Here is a 22,536-nt window from a genome sequence, read left to right on the forward strand (position 1 = left end):
TTAAGTCAGCGTTGCACATTCATCGACCAGGACGCGGAACGGTGGATTCGATGCCTCGGACAGTGGAACTGGCCGCGAAGTGGGGACGAACTGCCGTGGACCAAGTCGAGACGATATGGATGCAAGGACTTTCGACAGAAGCATGTCATCAGCTCAATAAGATGCTTGGGGACGGCGTAAGGCTAAGGGATCTCGACGCGATGCTGGGGGATTGCGGTGACGCTAGTTCCTGGCTCGCCGCCATTCATGCATTGGAAAACGCTGGGCGCATGGCGCTACCGCAACTTATCGTTGCTCAACATGGGAGCGGCATTATCTCCCTCGTTTGCAGGAATCAAAAATGAGGGAGAAACCGCAAGGGAAGCTCGCGATGCTATATCTCGGCGTCGCTCTATTCATTCTGTATATCGTTGTAGCGTTCACGGCTGGGGCGGTCTTGCTGCGCCATGAAAAACCAGCTGAACAGATAGCGATCATCGAGCTATGCCTGTTCAGTGGTTTTCTGGTCGGGCTGATTTTCTTGAAGCATCTGCAAGCGGTCGTCCTTTTGATAGCCAGATTGAAGTCCACGGTATTTTCGCCGGGGCCAGAGATTTTGACGTCGTCGAACGCGGAAGTGGGCGAAGCATCGGGGCCGACACCGTGGACGGAACTTCGATCCGTGCAAAGGGCCTTGCGAAGGAGGCACGGAAGAGGTTGGCGACGTCGCGCGCCGTGGTTACTCGTGTGTGGCGACGACAAGACCATCAACACAATTGCGCCGGGACTAGATGCAGTCGGCATTGTCGATGCAAAGGAAACGGTTCTAGTCCATGCAACGCCAATCGGTGTTGATGCGATTCTGTGGCGGAAGGAGATCCTGACGGCGCGCCCGCGTCGGCCGATCGATGCACTGGTATATGTGGTTGCCGAGGGTGACGGTCTAGACAAAGAGAGTGATGTGCTACGCAGGTTGGCTACGATGGAGGAAGAATTTCGTTGGAGCTTCCCGGTTGTTCTGCTGTGTCCGTCGGTAGCGCCGGGTCAGTCGGGGCAATGCGAGCTTGCCGGCGTCTTTTTTCGCGGGCCGTTGCAAGATAGTACCGAGGAGGCCAACCATCTGGTTGTCGGTGCGCTGGATTCGCTCGAACGTCGGCAGGCACTTGACGCCATCTATGCGCGGAGCATCATCGACCGATCAGGGGCTGTCAAGCTCTCGGCTGTCGTCGGCTCGATGCGCGGAATGCTTGTGCACGTTTCCAAAATCTGGCAAGCGTCAGACTGGATGAAAGGGCGTTTGAGCGGTGCGGTGTTCGCCCTGGCACGGCAGCCTGGGTCGAGTCATGCGGATTCCGATAACGGCTGGAAGTGTTCGTCTTACTTGTCACAGGTATGGCGGGAGATTGGTGCGCAGTCAAGGGCGTTTTGTGTTCGCCCAATAGGCGTACGTCGAGCAGACGTTTTTCTTGCGATTGCGATCGCAGGTATTTGTGCCTGGACTTCTGTGATGCTTGTCTCAGGCATGCAAAGTTCAAGAAGTGTGAGTACGGCCTCAGGTGCGATGCAAGGCATTCATCGCTCCACAAGTCCTGCGGACAAGCTCCGATCTTTGGTTTTGCTCCAACACCAAATTGATCTTTACGAGCAGCGGATATCTAAGCACTCGAATTGGTTGGCCCGCGCCACCCTCAACCGCGACGCCGAAATCCTTGCTGCGCTACGGAAACCCTACAGCCAAGCTGCTCGTCAGCTTCTGATCACTCCCGTCCAGCACGACCTCGAGGCCTCTCTCGCGGACCTGTCCCAACTTCGGACTACACAACTCGACGACCAGACCACTCGCTGGGCGATGGCGGGGCGCGACACGCTCAAGGCGTATCTGATGATGGCGAATCCCGCGCGCGTCGAGCCCGATTTCCTTGCGGCGCAGATGGCGGCACACTGGACCCCCGGTGCGCGCCTGACGCCGGGTGAAAGGATGGACATGGCCGAGCGCCTGGCCAACTTCTATGCGCGGCACCTGAAAACGAACGAAGCCTGGAAGATTGACGCGCGGACGGATCTGGTCGCCGGCGCCCGCAGGACCTTGCTGGCCGTCATTGGGCAGACCAATGCGCAGGACACGCTCTACCGGGGCATCCTCGACGGTGTCGGCAGCAAGTATCCGGACCTGACGTTGGCGCAACTTGCCGGCGGCACTGATACGCGCGGCCTGTTGCGATCGTCGGCGGTGGTGCCGGGCGTCTTTACGCGACAGGCGTATGAAGGTGATGTCGCGGACGCGATCGATGCGGCCGCCAGGCGGCGGGATATTGCCGCGGACTGGGTGTTGTCCGACGATGGGGTAGACGGTCAGGCTGGCTTCGGCGAGACGGAGGGGCGGGACTCCGCGGGTTCGATGCGTGTCGCGCTGACTGCGCAATACTTCGCCGACTATGCCGAGCAGTGGCAGGCCTTCATGAACGCGTTGCAATGGGAGGCGGCCCCGACGTTGCCGGCGTCGATTGCCCAACTCAAGCAGCTGACCGATGCGCGTCAGTCGCCCGTCGTTGCGTTGATGAAGTCGCTGGCGTACCAGGGCGGGGCCGGGGTGCAGAAGGCTTCGTTGGCCGAGGCGCTGGTGGACAAGACCAAGGCCATCCTTGGCGGGAAGGCAGACGGGGCGAGCGCCGAGAGCGCGAACGGGCCGCTGGATGCGGCGTTTGGGCCGGTGTTGCGACTTGCGGGTCAGCCGGGGCCGGGCGGGCCGGGCGGGTCGAGTGTGCCGGTTGGCAGTGGCGATCTGAGCCTGCAGCGATACTTCGATCGCGCGACGGCGTTGCGCCTGCGCCTGCAGCAGATCACGCAAAGCGGCGATGGCGATGGTCAGGCACGGCAGCTGGCGCAGGCGCTATTTCAGGGCAAGGGGTCGGAACTGGGTGACACCCAGGCCTATGCGCAGTTGATGGCCGCCAGCCTTGGCGCCGAATGGGCCGGCATGGGCGAGGCGCTGTTCGTGCGGCCCGTTGCGCAGGCCGCGCAGGCTGTCCTGCGGCCGGCCCAGGCCAGTTTGAACGAGGCCTGGCGTCAACACATCGCGATGGCCTGGGGGAGGGCATTCGCCGGGCGCTATCCATTTGCGTCGACCGAGAATGACGCGTCGCTGCCTGAACTGGCGCGCTTTCTGCGGCCGCGGGACGGGTTGATCCATGCCTTCCTGGGCAGTCAGCTTGCCGGCGTGCTGGAACTGCAGGGCGACCAATGGGTGCCGGTCGCGGCGGGGGCGGAAGGGCTGACATTCGATCCGAATTTCCTCAAGGGGATCAATGCTCTGCAGCGGATTGGGGCCCGACTGCTGGTGCAAGGCGAACCGCAGTTTCAATTTGCGCTAAAGCCGATCCCGACGCCGGGCCTGACTGACACCCTGATGACCGTGGAAGGCCAGACGCTTCACTATTTCAACCAGCGCGAAGCGTGGCATGCCACACGGTGGCCGGCCAACAATCTTCAGGCGCCGGGCACGCGCCTGCAGTGGCAGACCGAGACGGCCGGGACGAACAAGCACTATGAATTCGACGGACGCTGGGGATGGATCAGGATGCTGGAGCGCGCGGATGTCGAGCCCATCGACAGCGCAACGTTCCAGCTGACATGGCAGGGGGCGCCGGATACGGGCGCTGCGGGCAAGCAGACAGTGACTGCCGACCCCGATAGCCTGACCGCGCGCGAAGCCCATACGCCGGTGTCGGCCGCGATGGCGTATCCCATCCGCTACCAGATGCGGACCGAGGCAGGTCATGGGCCGCTTGAGTTACTGGCCTTGCGAGGCTTTGTGCTGCCGTCTCGGATCTTTGCCGATTCCGGGCGGCATTCGCTGGCGCAGGCCAGTGCGACGGTATCCCACTGACGAATCCGACTCGCCGTATGTTCAATCAACTACTCAAGGCGCTGTTTGGCGCCGACACGCCCTTGGCGCTCGTACCCTCCACGCAGGCGCAATGGGGGCCATGGCTGCAGGACATTCGCCCGGAAATGCCGGTTGGCGACGATCCAGGCTATGAGGACGAATTCCTTGCGATCAAGGACGAGGTGGCCAAGCTGTCTGGCGTCGACGACGCCCTGATCGTGGAGTTGTCCGAGCGGCTGCTGAAAACCCATGCCAAGGATGTACGGCTGGCGGTCTACTACCTGTACGGTCGCATGCGTCGCGATGGCGCGGAGGGCGTAGCGGCAGGATTCGAACTGTTGTCGGCGCTGATCGATCGCTTCGGCAGCCAGCTGCTGCCCGCCCGCGAGGAATCGCGCAAGGCGGCGCTCGAATGGCTGGCGGGCACGACGTTCGCCGACAGGCTGGACCGTGTGCATGGACTGACCGGCGACACCCTGGCGCGTACGCTGTCGGCGCTGGCCTTGATCCAGGCGCGGACCGCGCAATGGTCCGATGCCGGCCGTCCGGCGCTGGAGGGTCTGTGCCGGCGCTTCGAGAGTCGGATCGAAAACCCGTTACCGGCGGCAAGCGACGACCGGCCGGTCAAGCCAGTGGAGGCACCCGAGTCGCTGACATACGGCGCGGTGACGTCGGCACGGGAACTGTTGGACCGTGCCCGCCAGATGGCGCGTTTCCTGCGCGAGCAGCCTGATGGGTATCTGGCCGCTTACCGGCTGATACGGTGTGTGCGCTGGGATGTCCTGGTCGAGGTGCCGCCTCACGATGCCAGTGGGCGCACCCGGCTGGCGGCGCCGCGCGCGGAGTTGCGCGCGCATCTGAAGCGGCTGTCCCTGCAGAAGCAATGGCCGGAATTGCTCGAACGCGTGGAGCAGGCCTTCGCGGAAGGCGCGAACCATTGCTGGCTGGATCTGCAGTGCTACGCGTTTGTTGCCCAGGAGCAGGCCGCCGGGCCATACGCGGCCGTGCGAGACCTGCTGGCCACGGACTGTGCCTTGTTGCTGGAGCGCCTGCCGGGGCTGGACCAGCTGTCTTTCTCCGATGGCACACCGTTCGCGGACGATGCCACACTGGAATGGATCGGTCGCCATGCCACGGTACGTGATCTGGAGCGCGGTGGGCCGATCGCGCCCGCCGTGGTGTCCGAGGCGAGGACCGACTGGACCGAAATGGAGGCGCAGGCGAACGACATGGCCGCGGAGCGGGGCATCGAAGCCGCCTTGTCGTGGTTGCAGGGCTTGCCGGCGCGCGGCGGCGAGCGTGAACGCTTTGTCCGGCAGCTGGTCATGGCAAGGGTTGCCGAACGGGCCGATCGCGCGGATATCGCCGCGCACCTGCTGACCGTACTGGACCAGGACGCGCAGCGGTTCCAGCTGGCGGCCTGGGAACCGGCGCTGGCCTTCGACGTCAAGCAGCAGCGGCTGCGGCTGCTCAAGTCGCGCATTCTGCGCAAGGACGCGAACAAGCCGGTGCTGGCGCATCGCATCGACGTGCTGCTGGGCGAACTGACCGCCATCGACCCGGCACGGACCCTGACCCTGGCATGACGACTACGCTGAAACGATGAGCCAATCCGCCCACGACAATGACATCCTGCGTTACTACGAAGCCGAGATGCGCTATCTGCGCGATGCCGGCAAGGAGTTTGCGCAGGCGTTTCCGGACCGCGCCCGCATGCTCAACATCGATCGCGTCGGGGAGCGCGATCCCCATGTCGAGCGCCTGTTCGAGGGATTCGCGTTCCTGATGGGGCGGCTACGGCAAAAGCTCGACGACGAATTGCCCGAGATGACGGAGGGCCTGGTCAGCATGCTGTGGCCGCATTACCTGCGCATGATCCCGTCGCTTTCGATCCTGGAACTGGCGCCAGAGCCGGCCGGGCTGCATCGCCACGAAGTGCTGCCTGCCGGGCTGGAGGTGCTGTCCGATCCGATTGCCGTGGAGGACGGCCGCGACGGCACGGGCCAGGTCGAGTGCATCTACCGGACCACGCAGGCCGTCGATCTGTATCCGCTGCGCCTGACCGATGCCGGGATCGATACGCGCGAGGACGGACGCTCGGTCGTCCGGTTGCGGATGGCGTTTGAGGGGCCGGCCACGCGGGAGCCGTTCGCGGTGCCGCGCCTGCGGATATACCTGCATGCCGACCGGCCACTGGCGTTGGCGATGCGGGCCGCGCTGACGGCGCCACCGGTAGCGGTCCAGGTACGCGTCCCGGGGTTCCCCGCAGACCGGCCCGGTGCCGCGCAGCCCATGGCGGGGCTGCGCATCGAACCGGCGGGACTGGGTGCGGGCGAACGGCTCTGGCCGAAGCCGGACAATGCGTTCGGCGGCTACCAGCTGCTGCTGGAGTATTTCACGTTCCCCGAGAAGTTCATGTTCGTGGATCTGGTCGGCCTGGACTTGACGGCGATCCCGCCCGGTGTCGATCACTTCGATGTCGAGGTCGTCCAGGAGAAGGCGTTGCCCGCCGACCTGCGGGTATCGGCCGACAACTTCCGGCTGTACTGCACGCCGGTCATCAACCTGTTCGAACTGGAGGCGGACCCCGTTTCCGTGACCCACCGGGAATCCGAGTATCGCGTGCGGGCCACCGAGCGGCACGGCTGGCATGTCGAGGTCTATTCGGTGGACACCGTGCGCGGCTTCGAGGCGGCGACGGGCGGGCGATTCGAGTATGCGCCGTTCGCCGCGTTCCGTCATCGCGGGGGCATGTTACGTCACGAGATGCCGGAACGGTACTTCCACACCCGCGTGCGACGCGGGCCATCGGGCCGCTTCGATACGTGGCTCGTGCTGGGCGGCCATGCGTGGGAACAGCACGACAGCCTGCCCGAGGAGACGCTGTCGCTGTCGGTGACGGGCACCAATGGCATGCTGCCGCGCAAGGCGCTTGGACAGGCCGGCATCCGGCGTATGCGCAGCGGCTTCGCCCACGTCAGCGCGGTCCGGAACCTGACCGCCCCGACCTTGCCGGTCTATCCGCCGACGCGCGACAGGTTCCACTGGCGCGTGCTGTCGCATCTGGCGCCGAACTACCTGTCGCTGCTCGATGCCGAGATGCTGCGCGGGTCGCTGGCGCTCTATGACTGGACCGATGGCGAAATGAACCGGCGCCGGATCGGCGCGATCACCGCTGTGCAGCACCGGCCGCTGCGCAAGCTGGTCAAGGGCGGTTTGCTGCGTGGCGTCGACATCGCGGTCACGGTTGACCGGACCCGCTTTGCCGGCGATGGCGATCTGGCGCTGTTTGGCGACATGCTGAATGCGTTCCTGTCGCTCTACGCCACGCTGAACCTGTATACGCGCCTGACCATCATCGCCCAGCCGGATGGCGCCCGGCTGGTTTGGCCCGATAGCAAGGCCGAAGGAGCGCCATTTTGAGGGAGGTCAAATACGGCACGAAAGCCGGTGGACGGCTGCTGGCTGCGTTGCTGGCCAATGCGCCGCGGATGAATTTCCTGCGCTTTTGCGAACTGATCGAGCTTGCGGCCCCCGCTCGTCCCCCTTTGGGCTCCACGAACCGGCTTGCCGATGATCCGGTGCGGTTCCGGTCCGCGGCGCAGCTTGGCTTTCCGGGGCGCGAGATGGCGGCGGTCGAGCAGGATGCCGGTGGGCTCGGTGACGTGCCCACAGTGCGGACGACCTTTATCGGGCTATACGGCGTGGATGCGTTCATGCCATCGTATTTCGTCGATGAAATCGCGCAGCGTCGCGATGGGGCCGAGCCGCTGGCCGCGTTTCTGGACCTGTTCCATCACCGGATGGTCACGCAGTTCTACCGTGTGGCAAGCAAGTACCGGTATCCGGTTGGCTTCCGGCGCGAGGGGCGCGACAAGATATCGCAATGTCTGTTAAGCCTGGTGGGCCTGGGCATCGGCGAGCCGGACGTACGACGCATCGTAGAAACGCCAAAACTGTTGTCGATGCTGGGCCTCGCCGGCCAGCGCACACGTACGGCCGAGGGGTTGGCTGGCGTATTACGGCACGCGGTGCCGGACGCCTGTATCACGGTGGAGGAGTTTCACCCGGTGTGGGTTCGACTCGATGACCCCCGCGACCAGGACGCGCAGCGCGCCCAGCCGCTTGGCGACCACTGCGTGCTGGGGCGCGGTTTCGTGGATCGGACCAATACCGTTCGCGTCGTGCTGGTGCCGCAGACCGGCGAGGCGGTGCTCGGGCTGCTGCCGGGCGGCGCGATGCATCGTGCGGTGCTGGCGCTGCTGGGCTTCTATCTTGGCTACACGGTCCAGGCGTGCCTGGAAATGCACGTGCGGCCCGCACTGATGCCCGCGCCCCGCCTCAATGCCGGGGATGCCCGGCTGGGCTACTCGATTCAGCTTCAGCCCGTCGAAGACGCGCAGCGGCCCGCTACGGCTGCAGGCAGGCTGACTCGCGTGCAGCTTGGAACGTGGACGGGTCACCGGACCACGCACCATGGCATGCGCCCCTCGCAAGCAATTTCTTAACGTATGGGATAGGAGGCAGGGCACGATGCGATGTCTGAAGCGCAGTGCAATGGTCGCGCTGGCCAGCGCCGGGCTGGTTGGATGCGGAGTGGGGCAGGCGGTCAAGGACGGCACCGTGGACGCGGCGAAATGGGCGTTTACGAGCCAGGTGAAGACCATGAACATCGACCTCGCGGGCCGGTCGTCCGTGAATCCCGACGCCGCCGGCAAGTCGCTGTCGACGGTCGTGCGGTTCTATCAGCTCAAGGACGCGCAGCGGTTCGAGCAATCGAGCTACGAGCAACTGCAGGCCAATGACCTGGAATGGCTGAAGCCGGACCTGCTGGCCACGGGGGACGTGGTGCTGCGCCCGGGCGCGGCCGCCAGCATCAGCGAGCCGATGAAGGACGGCAGCGAATACGTTGGCGTGGTGGCGTTCTTCCGCGACACCGGCGGCGATGCGGTGTGGAAACTCGTCATCCCGCGAAAACAATGGAAGAAAAGCGATCCGGTCAGGATCGAGGTGCGCGGCAATACGCTCGAAATGACTTAGCAGCCGCCGAAACAGTGGGACAATGGCGGCCGATTTCCCCACCCGCACTGCCTCATGACCCCACCCCTGCCCGGGAGCTGGATTCCCGTCCGCAAGGATTTTGTCGATCCGTCCGCCACCCGCTGCCACGCGCGCAGTGCCCTGGGTGGCCGGCACCATGGCTTTCCGGAAGGCCATGCCTGGATTCTGCGCGGTCCCGACGGCCAGGAATACCCATTTGGTCTGGAATGCGCACGCGCCGCGCTTGCCGTGCCGGGCATGCTCGACCAGGTGCCGGACTACACCGAACGCGACGCCGTCAAGCGCGTGGACGCCGCGTTTGCCGATCTGCCGCGCCGCAAGCCCACGGCGGCCGAACTGGAGCTGCAGCGACGCAACTTCGCCACGCGCTATGTGGTGCTGCGGATGGAAAAGGTGGCCGGCGTGCCGCGCGTGCAGCCGACCGTGCGGTTTCCCGCGCTGGAAGACCTGTACCAGCAGATCCTGGCCGGCCGGCCGCTGACGCATGCCCAGGTGCAGCGCGTGCTGGGGATCGAGCGCAGCGCCGCCACGCCGCCCAAGCTCAAGGCGCTGAACCTGCTCGATGTCTACACCGCGCACACCAAGCTGGAATGGCTGACGGCCAGCGCCAATCGGCAGGATCGCATACGTTTTCTGCGCAGCCTGCATGACTGGCTGGCCAGACATCTGGTGCTGTCCGCCGCGCAGATCGAGGCGGCCGGCATCGTCATGCATCCGCATGCGTTCCGTTCCGCCTGGCCGAAGGAAGGCGAGCCCGGCGGGCCGGGCGAACTGTTCTGAAGCCGTCCTGAAGCCGGCCTGAAGCCGTTCCGAGGCCGTTCCAGACCCCGCATGCAAGACGCTGGCATCGGACGGCCGATTGGCGTTACATTGGGCGTACCTTCACCCGGCCTAGGCCAACTCCCCGCCATGCCTGCCAGTCCGATGTCGCCCGTTGCGCGCCAGTTCGCGCGCAGCTATGCCGAAGCCCGCCAGAAGTTTCTCGATGCCGCCCGGGGTTGCGGCGCCACCCTGACCGAATTCCCCCATCCGACCGAAGTTGGCCGTGACGGCGAAGCACTGGCCATGGATGTCGCATGGCTCGGGGCCTCCGACGCGACCCACGTGCTGCTGGTGACATCGGGCACGCACGGCGCCGAAGGCTACTGCGGATCGGGCGCCCAGGTGGCGATGCTGCACGATACCGCGCTGCATGCCGATTGCCGCCGCGCCGGCTGGGCGCTGATGTTCGTGCATGCCGTGAACCCCTATGGGTTCTCGCATCTGCGCCGCGTCAACGAGGACAACGTCGATCTGAATCGCAATTTCATGGATTTCGACCGGCCGCTGCCGTTGAACCCGGCCTATGCCGAAGTGGCGCCGCTGCTGTTGCCGGCGCAATGGCCGCCGTCCTGCGACGCGCAGACGGCGTTGATGACGACCGTGGCCCAGAAGGGGATGGACTGGTATCAGGCCGCGGTCAGCGCGGGACAGTACCAGGACGCCGCCGGCATGTTCTTCGGCGGCCACAAGGCCACATGGAGCAATTACACGCTGCGGCGCATCCTGGCCCGGTTTGGCGCGGGCCGCACGGTGCTGCGCTGGATCGACGTGCATACCGGCCTGGGCCCGTGGGGCTATGGCGAACCGATCTACATGGGGCCGGACGCGCCCGAGCCGCTGGCCAGGACCCGTGCCATCTGGGGCCGCAGCGTCACATCGATCTACGACGGTTCCTCGACCTCGGCCAACCTGACGGGCCTGGCGTGGCAGGCGGTGCCACAGACCCTGCCGTCCATCGACTATGCCGGCATTGCGCTCGAATTCGGCACGCTGCCGCTGGCCGAAGTGCTGGACGCACTGCGCGGCGATCACTGGCTGTACTTGCATCCAGAGGCCGACGAGAACCAGCGCGCCCTGATCAAGCAGACGGTATGGAACGCGTTCTATGGCGATACCGATGACTGGCGCGAGGGCGTGGTGGCGCAGGTGACGGACGCCGTGCGCAAGGCTCTCGCTTCCGCCCCGTAGCCGCCACCTTCAGGCGCGGCGTCCGTCCGTCCCCGGAACATGCCGATGCCCGACCGGACCTAGGCGCCGGGGTCGCTTTCCTCGATCAGCCATTGACGGAACGCACGCGCCGCCGCCGGTTCGGCCCGGTCGCGCGGCCAGACCACGTAGTACCCGCCGCCCAGCGACGCACTGGCGTCGCAGGCGCGCACCAGCAGGCCCGCCGCCAGGCATCGGTCGATCATATGGCGCCACGCCAGCACGATGCCTTGGCCTTCAATGGCCATCTGCACCAGCACGGGGTAGGTATTGGCCACCAGCTCGCGCTCGAAGCGGGTTTCACGCAAGCCGTTGCGCGCGAACCAGGCCGGCCACGACATCCAGATGCGCTGGGCATCCTCCAGCACCAGCAGCGATTCCCTGGGCAGGTCCGACACCTTCAGCGTCCGTCCGCCCAGGTACGACGGCGCGCAGACCGGAAACACTTCCTCGTCATAGAGACGCTGCGCGGCAATGCCGCTGGGCGCGCCTTCGCGCAGGTAATACAGGCCGACATCGAAATCGGTGCCCGACAGCGACGCCAGGCTGTCGTTGACCACCAGCCGCACATGAAAGTCCGGATGCCGCGCCCGGAAGGCCGCCAGGCGCGGCGTGAGCCAGAGCACGGCCACGCCGGAGGAGCAGGCCACGGTCAGCTCGACCTGGCCCTTGCGCTTCATCACATCCTCGGTGGCTTCCGCGCAGCGCACCAGCAGGCGCTGCACCTGCTCGGCGTACTGCTGGCCGCTGACGGTCAGCCGTAACGCGCGCGGCTCGCGCACGAACAGCTTCTTGCCCAGGAACCGCTCAAGCTGGGCCACCTGGCGGCTGATGGCACTTTGCGTGAGATGGAGCTCGGCCGCGGCCTTGGTGAAACTGCCGTGCCGCATCGCGGATTCGAACGCGACCAGGCAGGGCAATGGGGGAAGGGGGGTGATGCGCATCGGGGGCTTGTCATGGGCAGGTGACGATGCCAATGATAGTCGCAAGCCTTGTGCCAGCGGGTGGCAGGATGGGGGTGTCTCGAGAGGCGAGGGGTTCGATTTGTAATGCCGTGCCCTCTCCCCCGGCCCCTCTCCCGCTCTGCGGGAGAGGGGAGACAACCCGCAGGCATCGCAGCCCCAACGGTTTGCTCCCCTCTCCCGCGCGCGGGAGAGGGGCAGGGGGAGAGGGCAAGCCTGTCGTAGCCTCAAGCGTGATGGATCTTGCCCGCCTGCATCACCAGTTCGATGCGCGACGCCGGGCCGGCCAGTACCTCGATGTCCTGCAGCGGGTCGCCATCGACCACCAGCACGTCGGCGATCGCGCCGGCCTTGATCACGCCAAGCTCGCCGTCGCGCTGCAGGATCTCGGCGGCGATCGATGTGGCCGAGCGTACCGCCTCGGCGTTGCCCAGCAGTTCGGCGCGGATGCGAAATTCCTCGGACTGGTACTGGTGCATTTCGCCCAGCAGGTCGGAGCCGAAGCCCATCGGTACGCCGGCTTCGGCGTAGATGGCCAGCGAATCGCGGCCGGCCTGGCGCACCGTCTCGATCTTGGCCACGGAGTCGGCTGGCAGGCCCAGGCGCGCGCCGTCGCGGGCCAGGGCGTCGTAGGTGATCAGCGTCGGCACCACGTAGGCACCGTGCTCGCGCATCACGCGGGCGGCCGCCGCATCGACAAGGTTGCCGTGCTCGATGGTGCGCACGCCGCAGCGAATCGCGCGGGTGATCGCCCGGCCCGTGTAGGCGTGGGCCATCACGTAGGTCTGCGCGGCCTCGGCCTCGGCCACGATGGCGCGGATCTCGTCTTCGCTGTACTGGGTGTTGCCGATGGGGTCGGTGGGCGATGCCACGCCGCCCGACGCCATGATCTTGATCTGCGTGGCGCCTTTCTGGATTTCCTCGCGCACGGCCAGCCGCACGGCGTCCACGCCGTCGGCCACGCGGGCGATGGCGCCGGCCCGGAACGCGCACGAGCACGGCTCCAGCGTGTCCGAGCGCGGGCGGAAGTCGCCGTGGCCGCCGGTCTGCGACAGCGCCTTGCCCGACGGGAAGATGCGCGGGCCGGGGATCAGCCCCGTGGCCACGGCCTGCGACAGGCCCCAGTCGGCGCCGCCGGCATCGCGCACGGTGGTGAAGCCGCGTTCGAGCATGCCGCGCATGATCGGCATGGCGCGGAACGCCACCAGCACGTTCGGCTGCACCGCATTCAGGCCCAGGTTGGCCAGCGATGCCAGCACGTGTACATGCAGGTCGATCAGGCCCGGCATCACGGTCTTGCCGGCGACGTCGATCACGCGGGCCTGGGGCGCGTGGATCGGCGTGGCGCTGACGTCGACGATGCGCTCGCCGTCGATCAGCACATCATGGCGCGGCAGCAGCGCGCCGCGCACGGGGTCGAGGACGTTGCCGCCCTGAAGCAGAGTCTGGGTCATCTTCAATTACTTCGATTGCAGGTAGGCGGGCTCGCGCACCAGGCGCGTGCCGCAGAAGCTGATGGCCGCCGCGATCATCACGTAGATGGCCGGGGCCATGGTGCTGCCGGTGCTGGCGATCAGCCATGTGATGAAGAACGACGCGAAGCCGCCGAAGATCGTCACGGCCAGGTTGTAGGCCACCGACAGGCCGGTGGACAGCACCTTGGCCGGGAACAGTTCGGCAAACGCGGCCAGGATGGGGCCCGTGTAGGCGGCAATGAGCACGCCGAAGACGATCTGGAACACCAGCAGCGAAGCCAGCCCCGGCGCGTGGTTGATGTAGGCGAACATCGGCCAGGCCAGTACGAAGATCAGCGCGGCGGCGCCCGACAGCAGGCCGCGGCGGCCCAGCCGGTCGGCCATCATGCCGACGATGGGCGCGAACACCATGATCGCCATGCCCCCGGCCATGCCGGCGACAAAGCCGGTCGATTGCGGCACCTTGAGCACCTTGACCGCGTAGGTCGGCATGTAGAACAGCAGCACGTAGGTACACACCGTCCACAGGATCACCATCGAGAAGCTGGCGGCGGTCTCGCGCGGATAGTCGCGCAGCACTTCCTTCAGCGGCGAGTCGGTCTTGTCGGTGGTCGCCTGGAACGTGGGCGTCTCTTCAAGGTTGTGACGGATATAGAAGCCGACCGGGCCGATGATCATGCCGATCAGGAACGGCAGGCGCCAGCCCCAGCTGTTGAGCGCCTCGGGGCTCAGCGTGGCGGTGACGAAGGTGCCCACGGCGGCACCCAGCAGCACGGCCACGCCGATGCTGGCCTGGATCCAGCTCGAATAGTAGGCACGCTGGCGTTCGGGCGCGTACTCGGTCAGGAACGCCGTGGCGCCGCCCATCTCGCCGCCGGCCGAGAAACCCTGCATCAGGCGCGCGATGACGATGAGCAGCGGGGCGAACACGCCGATCTGGTCGTAGGTGGGCGCGATGCCGATCAGCGTGGTGCCGGCGGCCATCAGCAGGATGGTCAGCGACAGCGCCGCCTTGCGGCCCACACGGTCGGCGTAGACGCCCAGGATGATGCCGCCCACGGGCCGCATGAAGAACCCGACGCCGAACGTGGCCACGGCCAGCAGCAGCGATGACAGGTCATTTCCGGTGGGGAAGAACAGTTTGGCGATGATCACGGCGAAGAAGCTGTACACCGTGAAGTCGAACCATTCGAGGCCGTTGCCAATCACCGTGGCGATGATGGCGCGGCGGCGTTGACTGGCCCCGATCTGGGGCGCGGTCTCCGCAAAGGCGGGGGCGCTGGCTTGCATGTCTCTCTCTCCCTGTTTGGCAGAACGCTGGGAAGCCCTGTTATGACAGGCTCTGGCCGATGGTAGGGGCGCCGCGGCAAGAGGGAGAAACGATATCTGCGCATGCTGGCATGACGCCAGCGCATGCGTGGCCTGCGCTGGCGTCGGGCTAGGCGGTGCTGTTGACGCGCGTCAGGGCACCCGTCACGCCGTGCGCGCACAGCAGTTCGAGCTGCGTGGCCACGCTGTCGACAAATACCGCCGACTGCGCCAGGTCGCCAAACACCGGTGCAAAGCCGGCAATGGTCCGCACGCGCGTCTGCTCGCGTGTGCGGGCATCGAACAGTGTTTCGGTCCGGCGCGCGGCGTCGGCCATCACGGCGGCCAGCGGCTGCGCCAGCGGGTCTTCGATCGGGAAGGCGTTGCCGGCCTCGTCGTAGCCGCGCAGGAAGTGCAGCCACGCGGCCACACCCAGCGCCAGGCGCGGAAACGGCTGGCCGGCGGCAAGGCGGTCGCGGATCGGCGCCAGCAGCCGCTGCGGGATCTTCTGCGACCCGTCCATGGCGATCTGGCGCGTGCGATGCCCCAGCGCCGGGTTGGTGAAGCGCGGCAGCAGGCTGGCGCGATAGGCGTCCACGTCGAGCCCCGGCAGCGGCGGCAGCGTGGGCTGGGTTTCGCGCGCCATGGCGTCGGAAATGAACGCATGCACGGGGGGCTGGGCGATCACGCGGTCGGTGGTGGCCCAGCCGGCCAGCACGCCCAGGTACGCCATCATCGACTGGCTGCCGTTGACCAGCCGGTGCTTGAGCACCTCGAACGGGCGGGCCTCGGCGACGAACTGGGCGCCGCCGGCTTCCCATGCGGGGCGGCCCGCCGCAAAGCGGTCCTCGATCACCCACTGGAAGAACGGCTCGCCCACCACGGGCCACGCGTCGTACAGGCCCAGCGCCGACGAGACGTGCGCCACGTCGTCGATGGTGGTCTTGGGCACGATGCGGTCCACCATCGTGTTGGGGAACGTGCAGCGCGCCGCTACCCAGTCGTGCAGCGTGGGGTCGATCTCGGCGCAGAAGGCCAGCAGCACGCGGCGCAGCGTATCGCCATTGCTGGCCAGGTTGTCGCACGACAGCAGCGTGACCGGGCCCAGGCCCCGCTGCATGCGCCGCTGCAGCCCCAGCGCCAGGTAGCCGATGGCGGTCACGGGGTGCGATACGGCGGACAGATCCTCGACGATGTCGCGGTCGGCCCGGTTCAACTCGCCGGTGGCGGGGTCGTGGCAATAGCCTTTCTCGGTGACGGTCAGGCTGACGATGCGGGTGTCGCGATGGGCGATGCGGTCCAGCACGATCTCGGGGTCTTCCTCGGCCACCAGCACGCCGAGCACGGCCCCGATGACCTGCAGCGTTTCGGCGGTGGCGCTGCGCAGGGCCAGCGTGTACAGGCCTTCCTGCGGGTTGAGCGCGTCGCGCGTGTCGGGCCGGCGCAGCGACACGCCGATGATGCCCCAGCGCAGTCCGTCTTCCCCCATGGCCGCGATGGCCGCTTCGGTGATCTCGGCCTGGTGGCCGCGATGGAAGGCGCCGATCCCCAGGTGAACGATGCCCGCCCGCAGGGCGTCGCGCGCATAGCCGGGACGCCGCACGTCGGGCGGCAGCGCGCCGAGCCGGGCAGGATGCAGGCGCGGCAGCTGTTCGATATCGCTCATCGTGGTCTCCTTGTCAGGCCTTGCGCGCAACGCCGATCGCCACCCGCCGCGCTACCAGTGCCACAGCGTGCCGTCGTGCGCCAGCCGGTTCACCGGCAGGTAGGCGCGCTGGTACGGGTACTTCGCGGCCAGCGTCTCGTCGATGTCCACGCCGTGGCCCGGTGCGTCGCCGGGGTACATCATGCCGTCCTGAAACGTATACGCGTGCGGGAATACGGCGTCGGTCTCCTCCGTATGGCGCATGTATTCCTGGATGCCGAAGTTGGGCACCCAGATATCGAAATGCAGTGCCGCCCCCATGCAGGCCGGGGACAGGTCGGTCGCGCCATGGCAGCCCGTGCGCACCTGGTGCAGTGCCGCGAAGTCGGCAATACGGCGCAAATGGGTGATGCCGCCGGCATGCACGACCGTGGCTCGAATATAGTCGATCAACTGTTCCTCCAGCAGGGCCTTGCAGTCCCAGATGCTGTTGAAAATCTCGCCCACGGCCAGCGGCGTGACCGTGTGCTGGCGGATCAGCCGGAACGCGCGCTGGTCTTCGGCGGGCGTGGCGTCTTCCATCCAGAACAGCCGGAACGGCTCCAGCGACTTGCCCAGCCGGCCCGCTTCGATCGGCGTCAGCCGGTGGTGCACGTCGTGCAGCAGGTGGATGTCGGGGCCCACGGCTTCGCGCACCTTGTCGAACAGCTTCGGCGTGTGGTCCAGGTAGCGTTCGGTGCTCCAGTCGTGTTCGGAGGGTAGGTTGGCGTCGGCCGGCTCGTAGAACAGCCGGTCGCGCGACACCCCATACACCTTGTTCAGCCCCGGCACGCCGGACTGCGCGCGAATCGCCTTGTAGCCCATTTCCTTGTAGCGCAGCACCTCTTCCACGGTGTGGCCGATGTCGCTGCCGTTGGCGTGGCCGTAGACCATCACCCCGGTCCGGCTCTTGCCGCCCAGCAGCTGGTACAGCGGCAGATTGGCGGCCTTGGCCTTGATGTCCCACAGCGCCGTGTCCACGGCGGCAATCGCACTCATCGTCACCGGGCCGCGCCGCCAGTAGGCGCCGCGGTACAGGTATTGCCAGATGTCCTCGATCTGGTGCGCGTCGCGCCCGATCAGGCATGGGACGACGTGGTCTTCCAGATAGCTGGCCACGGCCAGTTCGCGCCCGTTGAGCGTGGCGTCGCCGATGCCGGTCAGCCCCTCGTCGGTTTCGATCTTGAGCGTGACGAAGTTGCGTCCCGGGCAGCAGACGATAACGCGTGCGTTGGTGATCTTCATGCGGGTCTCCGGCAATGCGGGGGGTGGGTTACATCACGGCGCCAAGCGCCCAGGGCACGAATTCGTTCTGGCCGTAGCCGTGCTGCTCGCTGCGGGTGCGGCGGCCCGACGCGGTTTCCAGCATCAGCCGGAAGATGGCCGCGCCCTTGTCGGCGATGGTCGATTCGCCGTCCAGGATGTCGCCGCAGTTGATGTCGATATCCTCCGACTGGCGTTGCCACAGCGCAGTGTTGGTGGACAGCTTCAGTGACGGCGACGGCGCGCAGCCATAGGCCGACCCCCGGCCCGTGGTGAAGCAGATCAGGTTGGCGCCGCCCGCCACCTGGCCCGTGGCCGACACGGGGTCGTAGCCCGGGGTGTCCATGAAGACCAGCCCGTGCGCGCGCACCGGTTCGGCAAATTCGTAGACATCCACCAGATTGGTGGTGCCGCTCTTGGCCACGGCGCCCAGCGACTTTTCCAGGATGGTGGTCAGCCCGCCGGCCTTGTTGCCGGCGGACGGGTTGTTGTCCATGCTGCCGGCGTTGCGGGCGGTATAGGCCTCCCACCAGCGGATGCGGGCAATCAGCCGGTCGGCCACCGCGGCCGACACCGCGCGGCGCGTCAGCAGGTGCTCGGCGCCGTAGATCTCGGGCGTTTCCGACAGGATCGCCGTGCCACCCTGCGCCACAAGCAGGTCCACGGCCGCCCCAAGCGCCGGATTGGCGGTAATGCCCGAATAGCCGTCGGAGCCGCCGCACTGCAGCCCCACCATCAGGTGGCTGGCCGGCACCGGCTGGCGCGTGACGCGGTGGGCGTCTTCCAGCAGCGCCTGCACCACGCCCACGCCGCGCGCCACGGTCCTGGCCGTGCCGCCGGTGTCCTGGATGTTGAAGCTGTGAAATCGCGGCCCCTCGGCCAGCGCCGACAGGCCGGGCTCGGCCAGCAGCGCATCGATCTGGTTGGTCTCGCAGCCCAGGCCCACCACCAGCACCGCCGCAAAGTTCGGATGGCGGGCGTAGCCGGCCAGGGTGCGGCGCAGCACGCGCAGGTTTTCGCCGTCGCTGTCGGTGGCGCAGCCCGCGCCGTGCGTCAGCGCCACCACGCCATCCACGTTGGGATAGGGCGCCAGCGCCTCGGGGTGAATCTCGCGCCGGAAATGGTCCGCAATGGCGCGTGCCACGGTGGCCGAGCAGTTCACCGAGGTCAGGATGCCGATGTAGTTGCGCGTGGCGATGCGGCCATCGGCCCGCACGATGCCGTCGAACGTGGCCGGGGCGGTGGCCTTCGCCGTGTCGTGGACGTCGCTGCCGGCCGCGTAGTCGCGCGCGAAGTCGCCCATGGCCAGGTTGTGGGTATGCACATGCTGGCCCGGCGCGATGGCCTGCCGCGCGAAGCCGATGATCTGGTTGTAGCGCCGCACGGGGGCGCCTTCGGCAATGGCGCGCACGGCCACCTTGTGGCCCGGCGGCACCAGGCTGGCCACGGTGACGCCCTCCTGGTGCAGCACCGTGCCGGGCAACAGCTGGCGGCACGCGATGACGATATCGTCGGCGGGATGGATCCGGATGACGGCCGGTGCGGACATGCGTGCGCCTCCCGTGGGTCAGTTGGACCAGCCGCCGTCGATCACCTGGGCGGTGCCGGTGGTGAAGGCCGATTCGTCCGATGCCAGATACACGGCCAGCGCGGCGATCTCGGCAGCCGTGCCGATGCGGCCCATCGGCTGGCGCGCAATGAAATCGGCTTCCACCTGCGCCAGCGTGCGGCCGCTGGCGGCGGCCTGGTTGCCGATACGCTGGCGCAGCGACGGCGATTCCACGGTGCCAGGACAGATCGCATTGCAGCGGATGCCGCGCGTGATGTAGTCGGCGGCCACGGCCTTGGTCATGCCGATTACGGCAGCCTTGGAGGCGCCGTAGACAAAGCGGTTGGGCGCGCCCTTGATGCTGCCGGCCACCGAGGCCATGTTGATGATCGACCCGCCGCCCGCGTCGAGCATGGCCGGCAGGAAGGCGCGCATCATGCGATACATGGCGCGGACGTTCAGGTTCATCGAGAAGTCGAAGGCGGCCTCGTCGCAGTCCAGGATGGTGCCGTGGTGGACAAAGCCGGCGCCATTGAACAGCACGTGGATGCGGCCGATCTCGCGTGCGGCGGCGTCCACGGCCGCGCCATCGGTGACGTCGAGCCGCAGCGTCCGGCAGCCGGGCAGGGCGGACAGCGCCGCCAGCGGTTCGGGATTGATGTCGGCGGCGATGACCTGGGCGCCTTCGCGCAGGAACGCTTCGGCCGTGGCCCGGCCTATGCCCTGGCCGGCGGCCGTGACCAGCGCGATCTTGCCGGTGAGTCGTTGCGACATGGATGGCTCCTTATCGGTTCAAGCGGGTTTGTGTTGTCAGTCTTGTCGGCCAGGTCAGGAAACGGTGGCACGCGCCGTGGCGCGGCGGTCGATGGCGGCCCAGTCCCAGTCGATGCCAAGCCCCGGCGACGTGGGCGGCACGGCGTGGCCATCGGCAAACGCCACGCGGCTGTGCGTGATGGCATCGAGCTGCGGGATGTACTCGACCCACGGGGCATTCGGTACCGCCGCGCAGAGCGACACATGCAGCTCCATCAGGAAGTGCGGGCAGATCGGGACGTTGCAGGCCTCGGCCAGGTGCGCCACCTTGAGCGACGGCGTGATGCCGCCCACGCGCGCCACATCGGCCTGCACGACCGAACAGGCACCCTGGCGCAGGTAGTCGGCAAACTGGCCGGCGGAATAGAGCGATTCGCCCACGGCAATCGGCAGGGGCGTGGCGGCGGCAAGCCGGACGTGGCCGGACAGGTCGTCGGCGGGCAGCGGTTCCTCGAACCATGACAGGCCCAGGCCTTCATAGTGGGACGCGCGCCGGATGGCCTCGGCCGACGTGAAGCACTGGTTGGCGTCGATCATCAGCGCGAAATGGTTGCCCACCGCTTCGCGCACCGCGTAAAGACGGTCCAGATCCTCGGCCAGATGCGGCTTGCCAACCTTGAGCTTGACCCCCTGGAAGCCCGCCTGCCTTGCCGCCAGCGTGGCCTGGACCAGTTCGGTGGGCGACAGGTGCAGCCAGCCGCCTTCGGTGGAGTACATCGGCACGCGCGGCTGCGCACCGCCGGCGGCGAGCCACAGCGGCTGGCCGTCGCGGCGGCAGCGCCAGTCCCACAGCGCCGTGTCGATGGCCGCCAGCGCCAGGCTGGTGATGGCGCCCACCGAGGTGGCGTGGGTGCTGAACAGCAGGTCGCGCCAGATCTGCTCGATGCGGGCCGGGTCGCGGCCGATCAGCTGCGGCGCCAGGTGGTCGCGCAGCAGCGCCATGACCGACGAGCCGCCTGTGCCGATCGTATAGCTGTAGCCCGTGCCCTCGCTGCCGTCGTCGCAGCGCACGCGCACCATCGGCGTTTCCTGGGTAACGAACGACTGGATCGCATCGGAGCGCGCAACGGGGGGTGGCAGATCGACCTGCAGCAGTTCAACGTGCGTGATCGTCGTCATTTGCTGCCTACCAGGTTGGGCAGCCACAGCGTGATCTCGGGCACGTAGGTAATGGCGATCAGCGTCAGGAACAGCGGGATCAGCCACGGCAGGATGGCCACCGTGGTGCGCTCCACCGACAGCCTGGCCACGCGCGCCAGCACGAACAGCACCATGCCCAGCGGCGGGTGCAGCAGGCCGATCATCAGGTTCAGGGTCATGATCAGGCCGAAATGGATCGGGTCGATGCCGAGCTTGAGCACGATGGGCAGCAGGATCGGCACCAGGATCGTGATGGCCGCCGTGGTGTCGATAAAGCAGCCGACGATCAGGATCAGCACGTTGGCCAGCAGCAGGAATACCCACTTGTTGTGCGTGAAGCCCAGGATGGCGTCGGTCAGCGCCTGCGCGGCCTGGCTCGTGGTCAGCAGCCAGGCGAAGATCGACGCCGCCGTGACGATGAACAGCACCGACGCGGTGGTTTCCACCGTATCGAGCGTGGCGCGGGCCAGCGCCCGCATCGTCATCGACCGGTAGCGCACCAGGCCCAGGAACAGGGCCCAGATGACCGCGGCCACGGCCGCCTCGGTGGGCGTGAACCAGCCCAGCGTCATGCCGCCGATCAGGATCACGGGCGCCATCAGCGCCATCACGGCCGAGAAGTCGAAGTACCAGTCCAGCGCCAGCAGCACCACCAGGGCAATCATCGCCGCCATGTTGGTCGACACGCCGGCCGACACGGCCAGCCAGATCGCCATCGGAAAGGCCAGCACCACGATGATCTCCACCGTGGCCGAGCCGAGCAGTTTCCACGAGAACGCCGTGTCGCCGCCCCAGCCGCGCCGGTGCGCGATCCACGCCACGGTGGCCATCATGAACAGCGTCAGCACCAGCCCAGGGACGATGCCGGCCAGGAACAGCGAGCCGATGGACACGTTGGCCATCATGCCGTAGATCACGAACGGCAGCGACGGCGGGATGATCGGGCCCAGCGTGGCCGATGCCGCCGTCACGCCCACGGCGAACTCGGTCTCGTAGCCGTGGTCCTTCATCGCCTTGATCTCGATGGTGCCCAGGCCGGCCGCATCGGCAATGGCCGTGCCGCTCATGCCCGAGAAGATCACCGAGCCGATGATGTTGACGTGGCCCAGGCCGCCGCGCATCCAGCCCACCAGCGCCACCGCGAAGTTGTAGATGCGGCCCGTGATGCCGGCCACGTTCATCAGGTTGCCGGCCAGGATGAAGAACGGCACGGCCAGCAGCGGAAAACTCTCCACGCCGGCGATCATGCGCTGGGCCAGGATCACGTCGGGCACGGTGCCGCTGGCCCAGATATAGAACAGCGACGCCAGCGCCATCGACACGGCCACCGGCATGCCCACCAGCATCAGCAGCAGGAACGAAGCAATCAGGATCCACATGCCCGGGCT

At 67.0% G+C, this 22,536-nt stretch carries 16 protein-coding genes; 7 read left to right on the top strand and 9 right to left on the bottom strand.

Annotated features, from left to right (window positions below; translation table 11 throughout):
• Positions 1-340: 340 nt before the first annotated feature.
• From AC24R4_RS24110 to AC24R4_RS24140, 7 genes are all read left to right on the top strand, one after another.
• Positions 341-3,865, top strand: coding sequence for an ImcF-related family protein (locus tag AC24R4_RS24110; RefSeq protein ID WP_487523714.1), 3,525 nt, complete (start codon positions 341-343; stop codon positions 3,863-3,865).
• 17 nt (positions 3,866-3,882) lie between these two features.
• Positions 3,883-5,451: a type VI secretion system protein TssA gene (gene tssA, locus AC24R4_RS24115; protein ID WP_487523715.1), complete on the top strand. Its 1,569-nt coding sequence runs from the start codon at positions 3,883-3,885 to the stop codon at positions 5,449-5,451.
• Positions 5,452-5,467: 16 nt separating this feature from the next.
• A complete protein-coding gene (gene tssF / locus AC24R4_RS24120) occupies positions 5,468-7,288 on the top strand; it encodes a type VI secretion system baseplate subunit TssF (protein ID WP_487523716.1) in 1,821 nt (606 codons plus the stop codon).
• A gap of 68 nt (positions 7,289-7,356) precedes the next feature.
• On the top strand, positions 7,357-8,373 hold the full coding sequence (gene tssG, locus AC24R4_RS24125) for a type VI secretion system baseplate subunit TssG (RefSeq protein ID WP_487523982.1): 1,017 nt from the start codon (positions 7,357-7,359) through the stop codon (positions 8,371-8,373).
• A 49-nt stretch (positions 8,374-8,422) separates the two neighbouring features.
• Positions 8,423-8,905: a type VI secretion system lipoprotein TssJ gene (tssJ, locus tag AC24R4_RS24130; protein WP_487523717.1), complete on the top strand. Its 483-nt coding sequence runs from the start codon at positions 8,423-8,425 to the stop codon at positions 8,903-8,905.
• A gap of 54 nt (positions 8,906-8,959) precedes the next feature.
• Positions 8,960-9,706, top strand: coding sequence for a hypothetical protein (locus AC24R4_RS24135; protein WP_487523718.1), 747 nt, complete (start codon positions 8,960-8,962; stop codon positions 9,704-9,706).
• A gap of 129 nt (positions 9,707-9,835) precedes the next feature.
• Positions 9,836-10,936 carry a M14 family metallopeptidase gene (locus AC24R4_RS24140; protein WP_487523719.1) on the top strand — a complete coding sequence of 367 codons (1,101 nt, stop codon included), beginning with the start codon at positions 9,836-9,838 and terminating at the stop codon, positions 10,934-10,936.
• Positions 10,937-10,995: 59 nt separating this feature from the next.
• On the opposite strand, the gene AC24R4_RS24145 is transcribed toward AC24R4_RS24140, so the two are convergent.
• From AC24R4_RS24145 to AC24R4_RS24185, 9 genes are all read right to left on the bottom strand, one after another.
• Complete coding sequence (locus AC24R4_RS24145; RefSeq protein ID WP_400396618.1) at positions 10,996-11,898, bottom strand: LysR substrate-binding domain-containing protein; 903 nt, start codon at positions 11,896-11,898, stop codon at positions 10,996-10,998.
• Between the two features lie 245 nt (positions 11,899-12,143).
• On the bottom strand, positions 12,144-13,370 hold the full coding sequence (locus tag AC24R4_RS24150) for a metal-dependent hydrolase family protein (protein ID WP_400396253.1): 1,227 nt from the start codon (positions 13,368-13,370) through the stop codon (positions 12,144-12,146).
• Positions 13,371-13,376: 6 nt separating this feature from the next.
• Complete coding sequence (locus AC24R4_RS24155; RefSeq protein WP_400396251.1) at positions 13,377-14,681, bottom strand: MFS transporter; 1,305 nt, start codon at positions 14,679-14,681, stop codon at positions 13,377-13,379.
• Between the two features lie 148 nt (positions 14,682-14,829).
• Positions 14,830-16,365 (bottom strand): mannitol dehydrogenase family protein, encoded by a 1,536-nt coding sequence (locus tag AC24R4_RS24160; RefSeq protein WP_487523720.1) that lies wholly within the window; start codon positions 16,363-16,365, stop codon positions 14,830-14,832.
• 51 nt (positions 16,366-16,416) lie between these two features.
• A complete protein-coding gene (gene manD, locus AC24R4_RS24165; RefSeq protein ID WP_400393030.1) occupies positions 16,417-17,628 on the bottom strand; it encodes a D-mannonate dehydratase ManD in 1,212 nt (403 codons plus the stop codon).
• Between the two features lie 28 nt (positions 17,629-17,656).
• On the bottom strand, positions 17,657-19,195 hold the full coding sequence (locus AC24R4_RS24170) for a UxaA family hydrolase (protein WP_400393028.1): 1,539 nt from the start codon (positions 19,193-19,195) through the stop codon (positions 17,657-17,659).
• 18 nt (positions 19,196-19,213) lie between these two features.
• Positions 19,214-19,969: an SDR family oxidoreductase gene (locus AC24R4_RS24175; RefSeq protein WP_400393026.1), complete on the bottom strand. Its 756-nt coding sequence runs from the start codon at positions 19,967-19,969 to the stop codon at positions 19,214-19,216.
• A 54-nt stretch (positions 19,970-20,023) separates the two neighbouring features.
• Positions 20,024-21,127: a mandelate racemase/muconate lactonizing enzyme family protein gene (locus AC24R4_RS24180; protein WP_400393024.1), complete on the bottom strand. Its 1,104-nt coding sequence runs from the start codon at positions 21,125-21,127 to the stop codon at positions 20,024-20,026.
• A complete protein-coding gene (locus AC24R4_RS24185) occupies positions 21,124-22,527 on the bottom strand; it encodes a TRAP transporter large permease (protein ID WP_400393022.1) in 1,404 nt (467 codons plus the stop codon). Before AC24R4_RS24185 ends, AC24R4_RS24180 begins: the two co-directional genes overlap by 4 nt.
• Positions 22,528-22,536: the final 9 nt, after the last annotated feature.

The sequence above is a fragment of the Cupriavidus sp. CER-90 genome (genome assembly GCF_057652055.1).